A 14,168-nucleotide genomic window follows, 5' to 3' on the forward strand; every position below is an offset into this window, starting at 1 on the left:
CGGCACGGTATCTTTCCTGCGGTAAAAGAAGACCTCCAGTTGGTTCTGCGCTCGCATCGCTCCGCGACCTCCCCGCGCGGGCCGGGGTCACACGTGGAAGCAGAGGCAACGCACGCGGATGGAACCTGCATCGCGCTCCTGGCAATTCAGCCTGTCCAACTGGTCGGTAACGCGCAAGGTCGGTGTGGTGCTGGTGCTGCCGGTGATGCTCGCGACCACCTTCGCCGTGCTGCGGATCAACAACGAACTGCAAACGATGACGCAACTCGGCGCGGCGACCGAACAGGCCACCGTCATCCGACCCGTCGTCAAATTCGCCACCGCGACCGAACAACTCGCCGTGGCCGCGACAGCCAACTGGGGTGCGATCGCCGACCCGCAGACCGACGCCGCGCTCACCAACTACGACCAGGCGCTCGCCGAGGTGCAGAGCGCGCTGCGCTCGGCCCGCATCGACGCCGGCGTCGCCAGTGAACTCACCGCGGCCACCACCACCGGCGCCACCCTGCGCAATACCGTGCGCGGCGGCTCCCCCGCGATGGTCGGTGAGCAGACCGACGAGATCGGCGAACGGATCGGCAACGCGCTGTCCAAGACCCCCCAGGTCGAGGACTTCATCGTGCAGCGCTACTTCCTGCAGCTGACCGCGCTGCACCAGGCCCGCCGGGTGCTCACCCGCGAACGCACCCTGGTCGTCTCGCCCGAATCGGGTCGCAGCCAGAGCGCGCGGGCGAAGATGCTCGTCGAGCTCGGCTCCGAAGCGAACATGATCAAGACCTACGGGATGATCCTGCCCGATCACGCGGGCAGCCAGGCGGCGCTGCTCGACGCGGTGCAGACCCGGATCAGCGTGTTCAGCCAGAACAACGGCGACCCGACCACCAACGCGGCGGTGCTCAATACGCTGCAGGTCAGCGCCGACACCTACGCCTCGACCATCTCCGCGCTGCTCGACAACATCGACCACACCCTCGACAGCAATACCGCCACGGCCCAGACCGGCGCCCTGCGCGAGACCACCCTGGTGCTCGGCATGCTGCTGGCCGGGCTCGCGCTCGCGCTCGCCGTGGCCCGCACCCTGGTGGTGCCGGTGCGCAGGCTGCGTCGCGACGCGCTCGAAGTGGCGCACGTGAAGCTGCCCGACGAGCTGGCCGTGGTCCGCAGCGGCGGGGCGACGCCGGAGATCACGCCGGTGGGTGTGCATTCCACCGACGAGATCGGTCAGCTGGCCCGTGCCGTCGACGAGATCCACGAGCAGGCCCTGAATCTGGCAGGCGACCAGGCGCGCCTCCGCCTGCAGATCGGCAACATGTTCGAGACGCTGTCGCGGCGCAGCCAGTCGCTGGTGGAGCAGCAGCTCGCGCTCATCGAGGAACTCGAGCACGACGAGGACAACCCCTCGCGCCTGCAGACCCTGTTCCGCCTCGACCACCTCGCCACCCGCATGCGCCGCAACGGCGACAACCTGCTCGTGCTCGCGGGCACCGTGCTGCGCCGCGGCCACCTGCCGCCGGTGCCGCTGTCGGACATGCTGTGGAGCGCGGTCTCGCAGGTCGAGGACTACCAGCGCGTCGAGATCGGCAATGTGCCCGACGGTGTCGTCGCCGGTGAGTCCGCGGTCGATATCGAGCACCTGCTCGCCGAGCTCATCGACAACGCGCTGCGCTACTCCCCGCCGAGCACGTCGGTGGCGGTCATCGTCGGCCGGGCGGTCGACAGCGGCTATCTGATCGAGATCACCGACCGCGGCCTCGGCATGTCGGCCGACGATCTGCAGACGACCAACGACCGACTCGCCTCCGGTGGTGAAGTCACCATCGAAACCGCCCGCCGCATGGGTCTTTTCGTGGTCGGCAGGCTCGCCAAGCGCCACACCATCACCGTGAGCCTGCGCCGTACCAGCGGTGCCGCGCCGCAGCCCGGCATCACCGCCAGCGTGCATCTGCCCAGCGCGCTCGTCGCGCCGTCGCCGCCGGTGTCGTCGGGCCCGCCCACCGGGCCGAACCCGATCATGCCCGCCGGAATCGGCCCGTACGCACTGACTCCGGCCGATATCACCGGGCCGAATCCGATCATGCCGACCGGGCCGCGCCCCTTGGTCTCGCTGGACGCGGTGACCGATCTCGACCTGCCCGCCTCTCCGCTGCCCGGGCCCGCGATATTCACGCCGTCGGGTCCGAGTCCGCTCGTCCCGACCAACGGCGTCGGCACGCCCAACTCCTCGCTCACCAATGTCGGCCTTCCACAACGCATTCCGGCCGCGGTACCGGCGCCCCCACCGGAACCGGTCGGCGTCGACCCCGACGACGACGCGACACCGGTAGGCATGTGGGCCGAGCACGATCACGACTCCGACGATCTCCCGGTGCCCACCGATCCGCCCACGGTCACCGACTCGCTGCCCTTCGGCCTGCCGCAGCGCGTGCCCGCGAGCGCGCTGGCCGAGCTCGCCGCTCAGTCCGCACCCGCCGCGCCACCGAAGCCGGAGCCAGACCCCGAGCCGGAGCCGGAACCCGAGCCGAAGCCGGTGTCGCGATCCATCGACACCGACCCGTTGCCGACGACGAGCACTCGCTTGCAGCCTGTTTCCGGCCCGGCACCGACCCCGATCTACCAGCGGATGGTCTCGGAGTGGCTCGTCGAACCGGCTTCCGCCGCTGCCGAATCCGACAGTGGCAACGGCGCGTCGTGGAGCGCCCCCGGCGACGCGGGCTGGACGGCCGCCGCCGAGGCGGACCACCCGCCCACGTCCTCGCGAACGAGCGGCGGCCTGCCGATCCGCAAGCCGGGCGCTCAGCTCGTCCCCGGTGGGCTCACCCCCGCGGAGGAAGCGGGCGATCGCGACCCCGAGGAGATCCGCAACAACCTGACCCGACATCTCAGCGGCGTCCGCAGCGGCCGTGCCGAGATCCAGCACAACGACGGAGGCCTCGAATGAGCAACGCGCACCCCACAGACGAGAATCTGAACTGGTTGGTCGCCCGCTTCACCCGCGACGTACCCGGCGTCTCGCACGCGGTGCTCGTCTCGGCCGACGGACTGCTCCAGGCGACCAGTCCCCATCTACCTGCGGACCGCGCCGAGCAATTGGCCGCGGTCACCGCCGGTCTGGCGAGCCTGTCGATGGGTGCGGCGCACCTGTTCGACGGCGGCAAGGTGATGCAGTCGATCGTGGAGATGCAGCGTGGATACCTGCTGGTGATGAGCGTCGGAAACGGTTCGCACCTGGCCGTTCTCGCCAACAAGAGCCACGACATCGGCCGTATCGGCTACGAGATGGCGTTGCTCGTCGACCGGGTGGGCTCGGCGGTTACCGCCACCGCCCGCTCCGCCGGCTGAGGTGAGATGTCGAGCCCTTACGGATCCGATCACCGGCCGACGACGCGAGTCAGGCCCTATGCCCTGACTTCAGGCCGCACCGAGCCCGCGATAGCGCTGCCCTTGGAAGCAGTCGTCGAGACGGTCTCTTATACAGCGCACAACGACTGGTCCGCAGGCGATTTGCGGATCGAAATCGTGCGTCTTGCCACACATCGGCTTTCTGTCGTCGAGATTGCCGCATACCTTGGACGCCCACTGGGTATGGTCCGGGTGATGATCGGCGATCTCGTAGTGGGCGGGATTCTTCGAGTGCATTCGACGCTGACCGAACAGGCGAGCTACGACGAACGCCGATCACTGATGGAGAGGACTTTGCGTGGACTCCGTGGCCTCTGATGGCATGCGCCCGCCGGCAACAGAACAACGCGTTGCGTCGACCAAGATCGTTGTGGCCGGCGGATTCGGCGCCGGTAAAACGACTTTCGTCGGTGCGGTGTCGGAGATCGTGCCGCTGCGCACCGAGGCGATGGTGACCCATTTCTCCGATGGCATCGACGACCTCGCCGAGACGCCGGAAAAAGAAACCACCACCGTGGCCATGGACTTCGGCCGCATCGTGCTGCCCGGAAACCTGGTGCTCTACCTGTTCGGCACGCCGGGCCAGAAACGCTTCTGGTTCATGTGGGACGACCTGATCCGTGGCGCCATCGGCGCGGTGGTGCTGATCGATACCCGCAGGCTCGAAGACAGTTTCGCCGCCGTGGACTTCTTCGAGGCGCGCGGACTGCCGTTCCTGATCGCGGTGAACCGCTTCCCCAACGCTCCCCGCTTCCCCATCGCCGAACTGCGCGAAGCGCTCTCGGTGCGCGAGGGCATCCCGATCGTCGACATCGATGCGCGCAACGCCGTCGAGGTCCGTCAGGCACTGGCGGCGGTGACCGAATACGCCATTGCCCAACTCGAGCCGCAGCAGTTCGAAGGAGCGGGCAGGCGTGCTTGATGTGCTCGCCGCGACCGGTGCCGAAACCTTCGCGCACGGCACCGGTATCGCGTGGCTCGCATTGGATCTTTCGGCGCTCGGTGCGCTGGTGTCGTTCGCCTGCATCCGGCACGCGAAGTACTCGATCCGGTTCCGGCTGATCTGGCTGACGATGGCCGCGGTCTCGCTCGGCGGGGTCGGGCTGTGGCTGGCGAATTCGGTCGCGCTGCTCGCGATGCGGGTGAACAACAGCACCGTGCGGTACAACGTCGCGCTCGGTGCGGCGGCGCTGGCCATCGCGGTGGTCGGCGTGCTCGCCGGATTGCTGATCAGCGGCCGGACCACACAGGTGCCGCGGCTGATCATCGGCGGACTGACGATGGGATTGAGCGTCGGACTGTCGACCTACCTGACCCTCGACGCGCTCGCCGTGCAGGGCACCGTCGAGGAGTCGCTCGGCCTCGTCGGGTTGTCGGTACTGGTGTCGATGGCGCTGTGCACCGCCACGCTGTGGGTGGCCCAGGTGGTCCGGCGGGTACCGGTGCGGGTGTTGGTGTCGGTGCTGTTCGCCCTAGGCGTCGCCGCGGTGTACTACACGGCCCTCGCCGCACTGAAGTTCTCGATCGATCCAGCTGTCCGGACACCGGACGGGTTGCCGCTGTTCGACCTGGTGTTCCCGATGTTCGTGATCGGTGCGCTCGGCCTGACGGTGCCGATCACCGCGGTGCTGGTGGCGCCGGATCGGCGCGACGTCGCGGCCCAGGCACGCCAGCCCGTTCCGGCCCGCTGAGGCCAACCAGCTAACGTCCGGTTTGTCGGAATCTTTCCGGTCTTCCGCCCCGCTGATCGAAGCCCTCGCGACCTGCGGTGAACTACCGCGAAAACCGCCCCTGAAGTGGCGATGAGCGGGTTCCCCTAACTCGGAGAACCCGCCCTCGTGCACGAGAGTACATACCCGTGAGGGACTCCGCATCAGTGGTTCGGGAATTTTCTTGTGGCGAGAAACAAACCAGGAGTTGGTAATTCGATTCTCAGCAAATGTTCCGCAAGCCCTTCGGTGGGTCCGCGCCAAGTGGCGCGCATCACACCGTTAACGGGGCAGTTGCCCCACCCCCTCCGGCAAGGCTGTGAACAGGCACAACAGTGTCGGGGTAAGACCCCTGGACAGGTGGGCGCGCGGAACGAACCGCCGACCCCTCGGAAGCTCACCACACGATGCGCCAACCGAGTTATGGTCGCTGAAGGGCGCATTCGTCTCGCCCGGCACATCCAAGGTTCGTACGAAGGAGTTCGCATGGCCGTCAACGTGGTGCTCGACAAAGTCCTCGACAAGGAATTCGAGAACAAGACGCTCGCCGACATTCTCGCCGCTCCCCCGTCGGCGCTGGCCGGCCTCACCGAGGCGCACGACAAGCAGCTGCTCGAGGCGCTGAAGATCAAGACCATCGCCGACCTCGGCAACAACAAGTTCTTCCAGCTCGCCGCGGCCCTGGTGGCACTCGCCGAACGCGAAGGCTGAATTATTTAGCGGCTGGCGCCGCGGGGTTTGCGGCCCCCGGTTGCCTCGGATCCGAGGGGCGATACTGCGGCTTCGCCGTTACGTCTCGCCCCTCGGATCCGAGGCGGGCCGCAAACCCAGAGCGGTAGAGCTGATTACGACAACGCCTGCCGGGTTCCCGACAGGCGTTGTCGTATCTCTTTTTCAGAGCCGGGCGGGGTCGATCATGCCCTTGCGTACGGCGTTGACGATTCGGCGCGGCACTCGGTATTCGACACCTGCCACCGTCACCGGGACCAGTTGTGGCACTTCCGCTTTCCACTGCGAGCGCCTGCTTCGCGTGTTGGAGCGCGACATCCTCCGCTTGGGAACCGCCATGACTCAGCCTTCCTTGCCTGCGCGCGAGCGCTTTCCGTACTTGCGCTCGAACTTCTCGACCCGGCCCTGGGTGTCGAGGTTGCGGGCGGTGCCCGTCCAGAACGGGTGCGAATCCGACGTCACGTCGACGGTCATGAGCGGATAGGTGTTCCCATCGGCCCATTCGATCGTCCGGTCGCTGTTCGCGGTCGACCTGGTCAGGAACTGTTTCCCGGTGCTCGCGTCCTCGAACACGACAGGGTGGTAATCGGGATGGATGCCCGCTTTCATGCTGTTTCTCCTCTCGGATTGGTACGCTCGCTCGCCGAAGCCGTTGCCTCGGTGGGGTCGGCGCAGGGATCTTCGTGCCAGTCGCCGAAGGGGTCCTCCCACAACGCGACTCGTTCCGGGGCCCGCTCGACGAGCATCAGCTCGTCGTCCTCGACCAGCGCCCAGTGCAGGGCATGGCGGATCTCGACGGGGTCCGCGTCGTGGGCCAGGATCACCAGCGACACATCACGATCGCCGAACCGCTCGTCCCAGCCCAGCGCGGCCATCGCTCGTCGATCAGCGTCGACGACGGCCTGCTCCTCGGCACTCATCGCCGCCAGCCAGCGCCCTGCCCCGCCGACGCGCAGGCCGCCGCCCGCCGACTCGAGCCACACCACGTGATCGGGTTGGGTCGCCAGCCAGACCCGGCCGCGGGCAGTGACAACGCCGTCGAGCAGAACGTCGAGCGCCTCGTGCAGCCGCTGGGGATGAAACGGCCTGCGGGCGGCGAATTCGACGATCGAGACACCACAGTCGGTGCTCAGCGGCGGCTGTCCGCGCAGCAACGGCGCGTGCGCGTCGAAGATCCGGCCTCGGCGCGAATCGGCGGGCACGCGGGTCAGCAAGGCGCCGATCTCCATCGCGTCGAAGCCGGGTAATTCGTCTAGCCAGGCGATCGGCGCCGCGGGCGCCAGTCGGTCGAGGACCGCCCCGAGTCGTTCGCGATCGAGCGCGTCGACTCCCGCGGCGAGGACCACCAGCGCGTCGGCGAAGTCGACCTGCCCGACCGCCACCTGCGCCACGGTGCGCTCGTCGTCGGCGGAAGCCAGGCCCCGATCGGCCAGCACCTCGTCACCGGTCGCGTCGGCCAGCCACTGCTGCCCGTCGAGGCAGGTGAGTACGGCCTCGATTCGCACGGAACGCCCGGCAGGCCCGTCGACGCGGTCGGCGACTCCGGTCACCACGACATTCTCGATCGCGTGACACAGCGCCTCGGCCTCGATGCCGGGATCCAGCGCGAGCACGATGCGTTCGACATGGTCGCGTGTGGCGAGCGTGCACAGCATCGGCAGCAGATCGGCGCGCAGCGTGCACGACACGCACCCGTGCGCGAGTTCGAGCACCGTGGTGCTCACGTTGCCCGCGGTGCGCACCGTGCGGCGCACCACGCCTTCACGGAGTTCGGCGAGGTCGTGATGCACCACCACGGTGCCCGCGTCCGCGCTCAACGTTTTCGCGATGTGTTCGACGCCGCCCATGGCGGGTCCCGAGAAGCCGGCCAGCAGCACCACGGGCGTTCTCCGGTCCGACTGGTCAAGCACCCGATACCCCTTTCGACAATGATTTTCATTTACTTCACGGCGACTGTACAGTGCGGAATAATCGTTGTCGAAAATGGTTGTCATAACCATGGAAGGAGGTCGCATGTCGGCCCACTGCCAGGTCACCGGTCGCAAGCCCGGCTTCGGAAAAGCCGTCTCGCACTCGCACCGGCGCACCAGCCGACGCTGGAACCCCAACATCCAGCACAAGACCTACTACCTGCCCAGCGAGGGCCGCCGCGTCACGCTGACGGTCTCCACCAAGGGCATCAAGACCATCGACCGCGACGGGATCGAGGCTGTGGTGGCCCGCATCCGCGCTCGCGGGGACAAGATCTAGGAGCTGAACATGGCCTCGAAATCGACCGATATCCGGCCGATCGTCAAGCTGAAGTCCACCGCCGATACCGGCTTCACCTACGTCACCCGCAAGAACCGCCGTAACGACCCCGACCGGCTGGTCCTGCGCAAATACGACCCCGTCGTGCGCCGCCACGTCGATTTCCGCGAGGAGCGCTGATGGCGAAGAAGTCCAAGATCGCCCGCAACGAGCAGCGGCGCGAGATCGTCGAACGGTTCGCCGCCCGTCGCGCCGAGCTCAAGGAGATCATCCGCAAGCCCAGCACCGGCGAGCCCGAGCGCGCCGCCGCACAGGCCGAACTGCGCAACCAGCCACGCAATGCCAGTCCGGTACGATTGCGCAATCGGGACGCTGCTGACGGCCGCCCACGCGGCTATCTCCGCAAATTCGGCCTCTCCCGTGTTCGTGTGCGCGAGATGGCCCACCGGGGCGAGCTTCCGGGGGTCCACAAATCGAGCTGGTAGAGACTCCCCAAACTGATTCGTGAGAAGGAATATCCCATGGCAGTGAAGCGAGCACCGTCCAAGAAGGCCCGGGCCGATCAGGGCCGCAAGCCGAAGAAGAATCCGCTGATCACCGCGGGCATCGAGTACGTCGACTACAAAGACGTCAACCTGCTGCGCACCTTCATCTCCGATCGCGGCAAGATCCGCAGCCGCCGCGTCACCGGCCTGACCCCGCGCCAGCAGCGTCAGGTCGCCGTCGCGGTGAAGAACGCGCGCGAGATGGCGCTGCTGCCGTTCACCACGACCAAGTAGCCGTGAACGCGAAAGTGGCCCCGGAGCAACAGCTCCGGGGCCACCCTTGTTCGAGAACTCAATAACCACAAAGGGAGTCTTACGACCGACCCTTTCGCGGCCGGGTCGCCGGTCAGGTGCCGCGGCGTACGCGACGAAGGAGCATGCCGCGGCACCTGACCGGTGGCCCCTCGGGGCCGCGAACACGCGGCCCCGGCCGCCAAAATTACGGGATGGTCAGGACCTGACCGGCGTTGATGAGATCCGGGTTGTCGATACCAGAGGCCGCGGCGATCTCGTGGTAGCGGTTGCCGTCACCGTAGAAGCGCTCGGAGATGGCCCACAGGGTATCGCCCGACTCGACCGTGTAGGTCTGCGCGGCCGGCGGCGGCGGAACCTCTTCGGCGATCGGAGCGGCGGCGACCGGCTCGGGCGCGGGCAGCGGGTTGTCGGTGTTGGTGGCGGTGGACCACGCGACCGAACCGTCGGTGCCGTAGAGCACGACGTTGCGGTCGGGCTGCACGACCAGCTTCTCGACGTTCTTCCCACTGGTGTCGGTCGCCCAGATCCGCGCGCCGCCACCGCTGTAGACGACGAGGTCGCCGTCGTGCTGCAGAGCCGCGCGCTGCGCGTCCTGCCCATGCGTCATGGCGGCCCAGACGACGTTGCCGTCGGGCTCACTCAGCACCAGGTTGCCGTCCGGCTGCAGAGTCAGGGTGTACGCACCGCCGGTCAGGGACTGACCCAGACCAAGTTCTTCGCCTACGCGCAGCGTGTCGGCCACGTTGTTCCTTTCGAAGATCGCCAATTGCAGAGCACAACAGTAGATGCCGACCGATTGCCACAATGTCGCATCGCACCCGAATCTAGTCGCCGCGGCGGGGAAACGGAGGGGTTATGCGCAGGGTTCGCGGAAAGTTCACAGTAGGGCGGTGCCGTCTAGGGTTGGCAGCATGAGAACGATGTCGCGCTACACCGTCGCGGCGGCGGCCGTGGCCGTGCTGATCGCACCCCTCACCGCCTGCGGTTCCTCGGAGGAGGCTGTGCCCCAACCGGATACGTCGACCACCAACAGCCGACCCGAGGTTCCGAATCCCGGCCTAGGCCTGCCCTTCACCGCGGATCCCACCCTCGTCAACCCGCATCCGATTCCCTTCTCATCCTGGAATCGACTGAGCGACAACTCGATCAGCGTCAACTTCCAGACCGGCAACCCCGAGTGCTACGCCGTGGACGCCACCGTCACCGAAACTCCCGAGGCGGTCACCGTCGCGCTGCGCTCCGGGACGCGAGCGGATTCCGTGAACAAGATGTGCACCATGAACGCCGTCTTCGCCAGCTTGGCAATCCCCCTGAGCTCCCCACTGGGCACCCGCGAGGTACTCGACGCCGGATAGCCGAAAACGGGTGCCGCGCCGAGGATTCGGCGCGGCACCCGTTCGGGTGTCGACTCAGTGAGCGAAGTGGCGAGCGCCTGTCAGGTACAGCGTGACGCCTGCTTGCTTGCAGAGTTCGATGGTGTCCTTGTCGCGAATCGAACCGCCCGGCTGCACGATCGCGCGAACGCCCGCGGCCACCAGGATCTCCGGCCCGTCCGAGAACGGGAAGAAGGCGTCGGAGGCGGCGACGGAGCCCTTCGCGCGCTCGCCCGCGCGCTCGACGGCGAGCTTGCAGGAGTCCACGCGGTTGACCTGCCCCATGCCGACGCCGACAGCGGCGCCGTCCTCGGCGAGCAGGATCGCGTTCGACTTCACCGAACGGCAGGCGCGCCAAGCGAATTCGAGGTCGGCGAGGGTGGTGACGTCGGCCGGGTCGCCCGCCGCGAGAGTCCAGTTCACCGGATCGTCGCCCGCGGCGTCGAGGACGTCGCGGTCCTGCAGCAGCGCACCGCCGCTGATCGGACGCAGCTCGACACCCTTGCGCTGCGGCGCCTCGGCCACCAGCACGCGCACATTCTTCTTGCGCTGCAACACTTCCACGGCACCGGGCGCGTAGCCCGGAGCGATGATGACCTCGGTGAAGATCTCGGCGACCTGCTCGGCCATCTCGACGCTGACCTCACGGTTGGCCGCGATCACGCCGCCGTAGGCGCTGACCGGGTCGGTGGCGTGGGCCTTGCGATGCGCCTCGGCGATATCGCCTGCCACGGCGATGCCACACGGGTTGGCGTGCTTGATCACCGCTACCGCGGGCTCGTCGAAGTCGAACGCGGCACGCCAGGCGGCGTCACCGTCGGTGTAGTTGTTGTACGACATGTCCTTGCCGTGCAGCTGCTCGGCCTGCGCGATCCCGACCGTGCCGTCGTTGCTGGTGTACAGCGCGGCGGCCTGGTGCGGGTTCTCGCCGTAGCGCAGCACCGCGGCGCGCTCCCACGAACCGGCGACCCAGCCGGGGAACTGCTCGGTCTCCTCGGCGACGGCGGGCACGGCGACCGAGCCCATCCAGCTCGCGACGGCCACGTCGTAGCTCGCGGTGTGCTGGAAGGCCTTGGCGGCCAGCGCGGTCCGCTCGGCGAGGGTGAACCCGCCGGACTTCACCGCGGCGAGCACGTCGTCGTAGTCGGTGACGTCGACGACCACACCCACGGACGGGTGATTCTTCGCCGCGGCACGCACCATTGACGGTCCACCGATGTCGATCTGCTCGACGCACTCGTCGACGCTCGCGCCACTGGCCACGGTCTGGGTGAACGGGTACAGGTTCACCACCACCAGCTGGAACGCCTCGACACCGAGCTCGACGAGCTGATCGACATGCTCGGCGCGACGGGTGTCGGCCAGGATGCCCGCGTGCACACGGGGGTGCAGCGTCTTGACCCGGCCGTCGAGGGTCTCCGGGAAACCGGTCAGATCCTCGACCTTGGTGACCGGAATCCCGGCCTCGGCGATCTTGCCCGCGGTCGACCCGGTCGACACCAGCTCCACACCGGCCGCGTGCAGGCCGGTGGCGAGCTCGATGAGCCCGGTCTTGTCGTAGACGCTCACCAGCGCCCTCTGGATCGCCTTACGTTCACTCACCGGCGTGCTCGCTCACTGGTATTTCTGCCTTTCGTCCGTCGGAGACAATGCCTCGCGTCGCGACGGCGGCGATGACCTCCGCCAGTAACCGTCGCTCGACAACCTTGATGCGCTCCTGCAACGTGTCCTCGTCGTCGCCGGGCACCACCGCGACCGTCTCCTGCGCGAGGATCGGGCCGGTATCGACGCCCGCGTCGACCAGGTGCACGGTGCAGCCGGTGACCTTCACGCCGTAGGCGAGCGCGTCACGCACCCCGTGCGCGCCGGGGAACGACGGCAGCAGCGCGGGATGGGTGTTGATGAGACGGCCGCCGAAGCGTTCCATGAACGCGGGGCCGAGGATTTTCATGAAGCCCGCGAGGACCACCAGATCGGGCTTGTGCGCGTCGACGGCCTCGGTGAGGGCGACGTTCCAGGCTTCGCGATCCGGAAAATCTTTGAGCCCCACCTTGAAGTGCGGCACCCCCGCCGCATCGGCGTGGGTGGTGGCCTGGCAGTCCCGGTCGACGCCGACAGCGACGATCTGCGCCGGGTAGCCGGGCTCGCGTGCGGCGGCCAGCAGTGCGTTGAGCAGCGAGCCGGTGCCCGAAGCCAGAACGACGACGGTGGCCGGTGTTCTGGCGGGCTTCCACGGGGCAAACGAGGACGTCAGCGCTCTACTCCTGCGTGTGATCGGGCGGCGGCGATGGCGATAGGCGCCGGGTCGAGCTTAGCGACCGGGGGTCTCGTCACCGTCCGGCAGGTCCGACTCGACCACTTCGACGTCGACGATGTCGTCGGTCGGCTCGTCGGTCGAGCCGGGTGCGGCGATGCTCACTTCGACGTCGTCATCGAAGTCTTCGACCAGTTCGCCGTCGACTTCGACTGCGGGATCGTCGTATTCGACAGCGTCCTCGTCGTCGTCGGCGTCCTCGTCGTCCTCGTAGTCGTACTCGTCCTCGTCGTAGTAGTCGTCGTCCTCGTAGTCGTCGGCGTCGTATTCGTCGTAGACCTCGGTCGGCGCGGCGGGCGCGAGGAAGCGGCGGGCGAACACCATGCCCACGAAGCCGCCGAACCCGAACCAGGTGACCATCAGCACGACCAGCATCAGCAGATCGACGCCGACCCACCCGACGGCGCCGAGCTGACCGCTGCCGAGGATCGCGAGCACCAGGAACGTCAGCGTGGACAGCGCGGCGCAGGTGAGGGTCGCCCACGGCGCGCCGGGCCGATCGTCGCTGGTACGGCCGAGTTCGATCCCGCCGAGCACACCCACACCGAGCGGGACGAGCAGCAGCGCCGCCCACCACCCGGACGCGGGCCCCTCCGGCACGGGAATCAGCGCGGGCAGCACCGGCATGTGTCCGCCGGTGACCCCGAACAGACCCACCGACCCGGCGCCGAACAGCACCGCGGCACCGCTGAGGATCCCCGCCGCGCCGATCACCACATTCGGCAGGTAGAGCAGGGACAACAACGTCATCCCCAGCACATCGGTGACATTGTGGGCCTGCTGGAAGGCGCCGTCGAGCCGGGACAGATGGACGAAGAAGGAGATCACGGTGGCCAGAGCGGCGCAGCCGAGCATGCGGAGCACGGTGCGACGCGCGGCGCGGGCGCCGAGGACCGCCCATTCCGGGATCTCGATCGGCACCAGCGCGCAGAGCGAACTCCACGCCCGACTGCCGATGCCTGCGGCGGCCGCGACCAGATACAGCACGAGCACCCAGCCGAAGGCCGCGATCGGACCGGCCGACTCCAGTGGCGTGACGCCCGCGGCGTCGCCGGTGACGGCCAGACAGACGGCCGTCATCAGCAGCGGTCCGGCCAGCACCGCACCGGTCAGCCAGCCCAGCTCGACGGGGGTCGGCCGGTTCGGGACCGCACGCGCGCATTCGCGCGCGGCCAGCCAGACCAGCACGGCCGTCGGTACCAGCGGGAGCAGGCCGAGCGTTGTCCTGCCGACCGTGAGCGGAACCTGGTGGGCGGCAAGCCACGTAGCGGCGACCGCGGCGGGCGCACTGGTGAGATCGGTGCCGGTGGTGAGCATGACCACGAGTACGAGCAGCACCGTCGCCGCCAAGGCGGTGATCGTCGGCCTCGCCGCGACCAACAGCAGGGTTCGCGCCCGCTCGGGCGAGAGCGACCACCAACCGGGCTCGGGCCCGGACGGTGGTGCGGTGACTGTCTCCCCGGTGCCGCGTGACCCGGAGGTCCGGCGCACGAGGGCGTTACGGGAGCTCATGACAATTCAGCGTGGCAGCTTCCTCGGCGGCCGGGGGTCAGGCGCGCCGCGAGCCCACAGGCGTACCTGTGGGCTCGCGATC

The 14,168-nt window shown here is 68.1% G+C and carries 18 protein-coding genes; 11 read left to right on the plus strand and 7 right to left on the minus strand.

Annotation, left to right across the window (positions count from 1 at the left end):
- Window positions 1–118: 118 nt before the first annotated feature.
- The 6 genes from ASD42_RS11820 to ASD42_RS11845 all read left to right on the plus strand — a co-directional run bounded on the left by ASD42_RS11820 (window position 119) and on the right by ASD42_RS11845 (window position 5,819).
- Window positions 119–2,938: an ATP-binding protein gene (locus ASD42_RS11820; RefSeq protein WP_056813967.1), complete on the plus strand. Its 2,820-nt coding sequence runs from the start codon at window positions 119–121 to the stop codon at window positions 2,936–2,938.
- A complete protein-coding gene (locus ASD42_RS11825) occupies window positions 2,935–3,339 on the plus strand; it encodes a roadblock/LC7 domain-containing protein (protein WP_056813970.1) in 405 nt (134 codons plus the stop codon). Before ASD42_RS11820 ends, ASD42_RS11825 begins: the two co-directional genes overlap by 4 nt.
- A 102-nt stretch (window positions 3,340–3,441) precedes the next feature.
- Window positions 3,442–3,717: a DUF742 domain-containing protein gene (locus tag ASD42_RS11830; RefSeq protein WP_370585335.1), complete on the plus strand. Its 276-nt coding sequence runs from the start codon at window positions 3,442–3,444 to the stop codon at window positions 3,715–3,717.
- Between the two features lie 4 nt (window positions 3,718–3,721).
- Entirely contained in the window at window positions 3,722–4,321 is a 600-nt protein-coding gene (locus tag ASD42_RS11835) for a GTP-binding protein (RefSeq protein WP_056813977.1), read from the plus strand.
- A complete protein-coding gene (locus ASD42_RS11840; RefSeq protein ID WP_056813980.1) occupies window positions 4,314–5,090 on the plus strand; it encodes an MHYT domain-containing protein in 777 nt (258 codons plus the stop codon). Before ASD42_RS11835 ends, ASD42_RS11840 begins: the two co-directional genes overlap by 8 nt.
- A gap of 504 nt (window positions 5,091–5,594) precedes the next feature.
- The gene (locus tag ASD42_RS11845; RefSeq protein WP_056813982.1) at window positions 5,595–5,819 is read left to right on the plus strand and encodes a hypothetical protein; all 225 of its coding nucleotides are present in this window, start codon (window positions 5,595–5,597) and stop codon (window positions 5,817–5,819) included.
- 183 nt (window positions 5,820–6,002) lie between these two features.
- On the opposite strand, the gene rpmF is transcribed toward ASD42_RS11845, so the two are convergent.
- Genes rpmF through mrf form a run of 3 tightly spaced genes read right to left on the minus strand, consistent with a single transcriptional unit; the run spans window position 6,003 to window position 7,747 of the window.
- Complete coding sequence (rpmF, locus tag ASD42_RS11850; RefSeq protein ID WP_056813984.1) at window positions 6,003–6,176, minus strand: 50S ribosomal protein L32; 174 nt, start codon at window positions 6,174–6,176, stop codon at window positions 6,003–6,005.
- A 3-nt stretch (window positions 6,177–6,179) separates the two neighbouring features.
- Complete coding sequence (locus ASD42_RS11855; RefSeq protein WP_056813988.1) at window positions 6,180–6,446, minus strand: type B 50S ribosomal protein L31; 267 nt, start codon at window positions 6,444–6,446, stop codon at window positions 6,180–6,182.
- Entirely contained in the window at window positions 6,443–7,747 is a 1,305-nt protein-coding gene (gene mrf / locus ASD42_RS11860) for a ribosome hibernation factor-recruiting GTPase MRF (protein WP_063893587.1), read from the minus strand. Before mrf ends, ASD42_RS11855 begins: the two co-directional genes overlap by 4 nt.
- Window positions 7,748–7,850: 103 nt before the next feature.
- On the opposite strand from mrf, the gene rpmB reads away from it, so the two are divergent.
- From rpmB to rpsR, 4 genes are read left to right on the plus strand one after another with little or no spacing between them, the layout of a single operon-like run.
- A complete protein-coding gene (gene rpmB, locus ASD42_RS11865) occupies window positions 7,851–8,087 on the plus strand; it encodes a 50S ribosomal protein L28 (RefSeq protein ID WP_056813991.1) in 237 nt (78 codons plus the stop codon).
- Window positions 8,088–8,096: 9 nt separating this feature from the next.
- Window positions 8,097–8,267, plus strand: a complete 171-nt coding sequence (gene rpmG, locus ASD42_RS11870) for a 50S ribosomal protein L33 (RefSeq protein WP_056813994.1) — start codon at window positions 8,097–8,099, stop codon at window positions 8,265–8,267.
- Window positions 8,267–8,572 (plus strand): 30S ribosomal protein S14, encoded by a 306-nt coding sequence (rpsN, locus tag ASD42_RS11875; protein ID WP_056813996.1) that lies wholly within the window; start codon window positions 8,267–8,269, stop codon window positions 8,570–8,572. The genes rpmG and rpsN overlap by 1 nt, the downstream gene beginning before the upstream one ends.
- A 36-nt stretch (window positions 8,573–8,608) precedes the next feature.
- Complete coding sequence (rpsR, locus tag ASD42_RS11880; RefSeq protein ID WP_056814000.1) at window positions 8,609–8,866, plus strand: 30S ribosomal protein S18; 258 nt, start codon at window positions 8,609–8,611, stop codon at window positions 8,864–8,866.
- A 205-nt stretch (window positions 8,867–9,071) separates the two neighbouring features.
- On the opposite strand, the gene ASD42_RS11885 is transcribed toward rpsR, so the two are convergent.
- Window positions 9,072–9,629, minus strand: a complete 558-nt coding sequence (locus ASD42_RS11885; RefSeq protein WP_056816130.1) for a LysM peptidoglycan-binding domain-containing protein — start codon at window positions 9,627–9,629, stop codon at window positions 9,072–9,074.
- A 169-nt stretch (window positions 9,630–9,798) separates the two neighbouring features.
- Here ASD42_RS11885 and ASD42_RS11890 point away from each other — a divergent pair, with 169 nt between their 5' ends.
- Window positions 9,799–10,242, plus strand: a complete 444-nt coding sequence (locus ASD42_RS11890; protein ID WP_235569386.1) for a hypothetical protein — start codon at window positions 9,799–9,801, stop codon at window positions 10,240–10,242.
- 54 nt (window positions 10,243–10,296) lie between these two features.
- Here ASD42_RS11890 and purH read toward each other — a convergent pair whose 3' ends face one another.
- From purH to ASD42_RS11905, 3 genes are read right to left on the minus strand one after another with little or no spacing between them, the layout of a single operon-like run.
- On the minus strand, window positions 10,297–11,862 hold the full coding sequence (purH, locus tag ASD42_RS11895; protein ID WP_056814006.1) for a bifunctional phosphoribosylaminoimidazolecarboxamide formyltransferase/IMP cyclohydrolase: 1,566 nt from the start codon (window positions 11,860–11,862) through the stop codon (window positions 10,297–10,299).
- Complete coding sequence (purN, locus tag ASD42_RS11900; RefSeq protein WP_056814009.1) at window positions 11,855–12,535, minus strand: phosphoribosylglycinamide formyltransferase; 681 nt, start codon at window positions 12,533–12,535, stop codon at window positions 11,855–11,857. Before purN ends, purH begins: the two co-directional genes overlap by 8 nt.
- Before the next feature lie 36 nt (window positions 12,536–12,571).
- Window positions 12,572–14,086 (minus strand): cell division protein PerM, encoded by a 1,515-nt coding sequence (locus tag ASD42_RS11905; protein ID WP_056814012.1) that lies wholly within the window; start codon window positions 14,084–14,086, stop codon window positions 12,572–12,574.
- Between the last annotated feature and the right edge of the window lie 82 nt (window positions 14,087–14,168).

Source organism: Nocardia sp. Root136 (assembly GCF_001427185.1).
GTDB lineage: Bacteria > Actinomycetota > Actinomycetes > Mycobacteriales > Mycobacteriaceae > Nocardia > Nocardia salmonicida.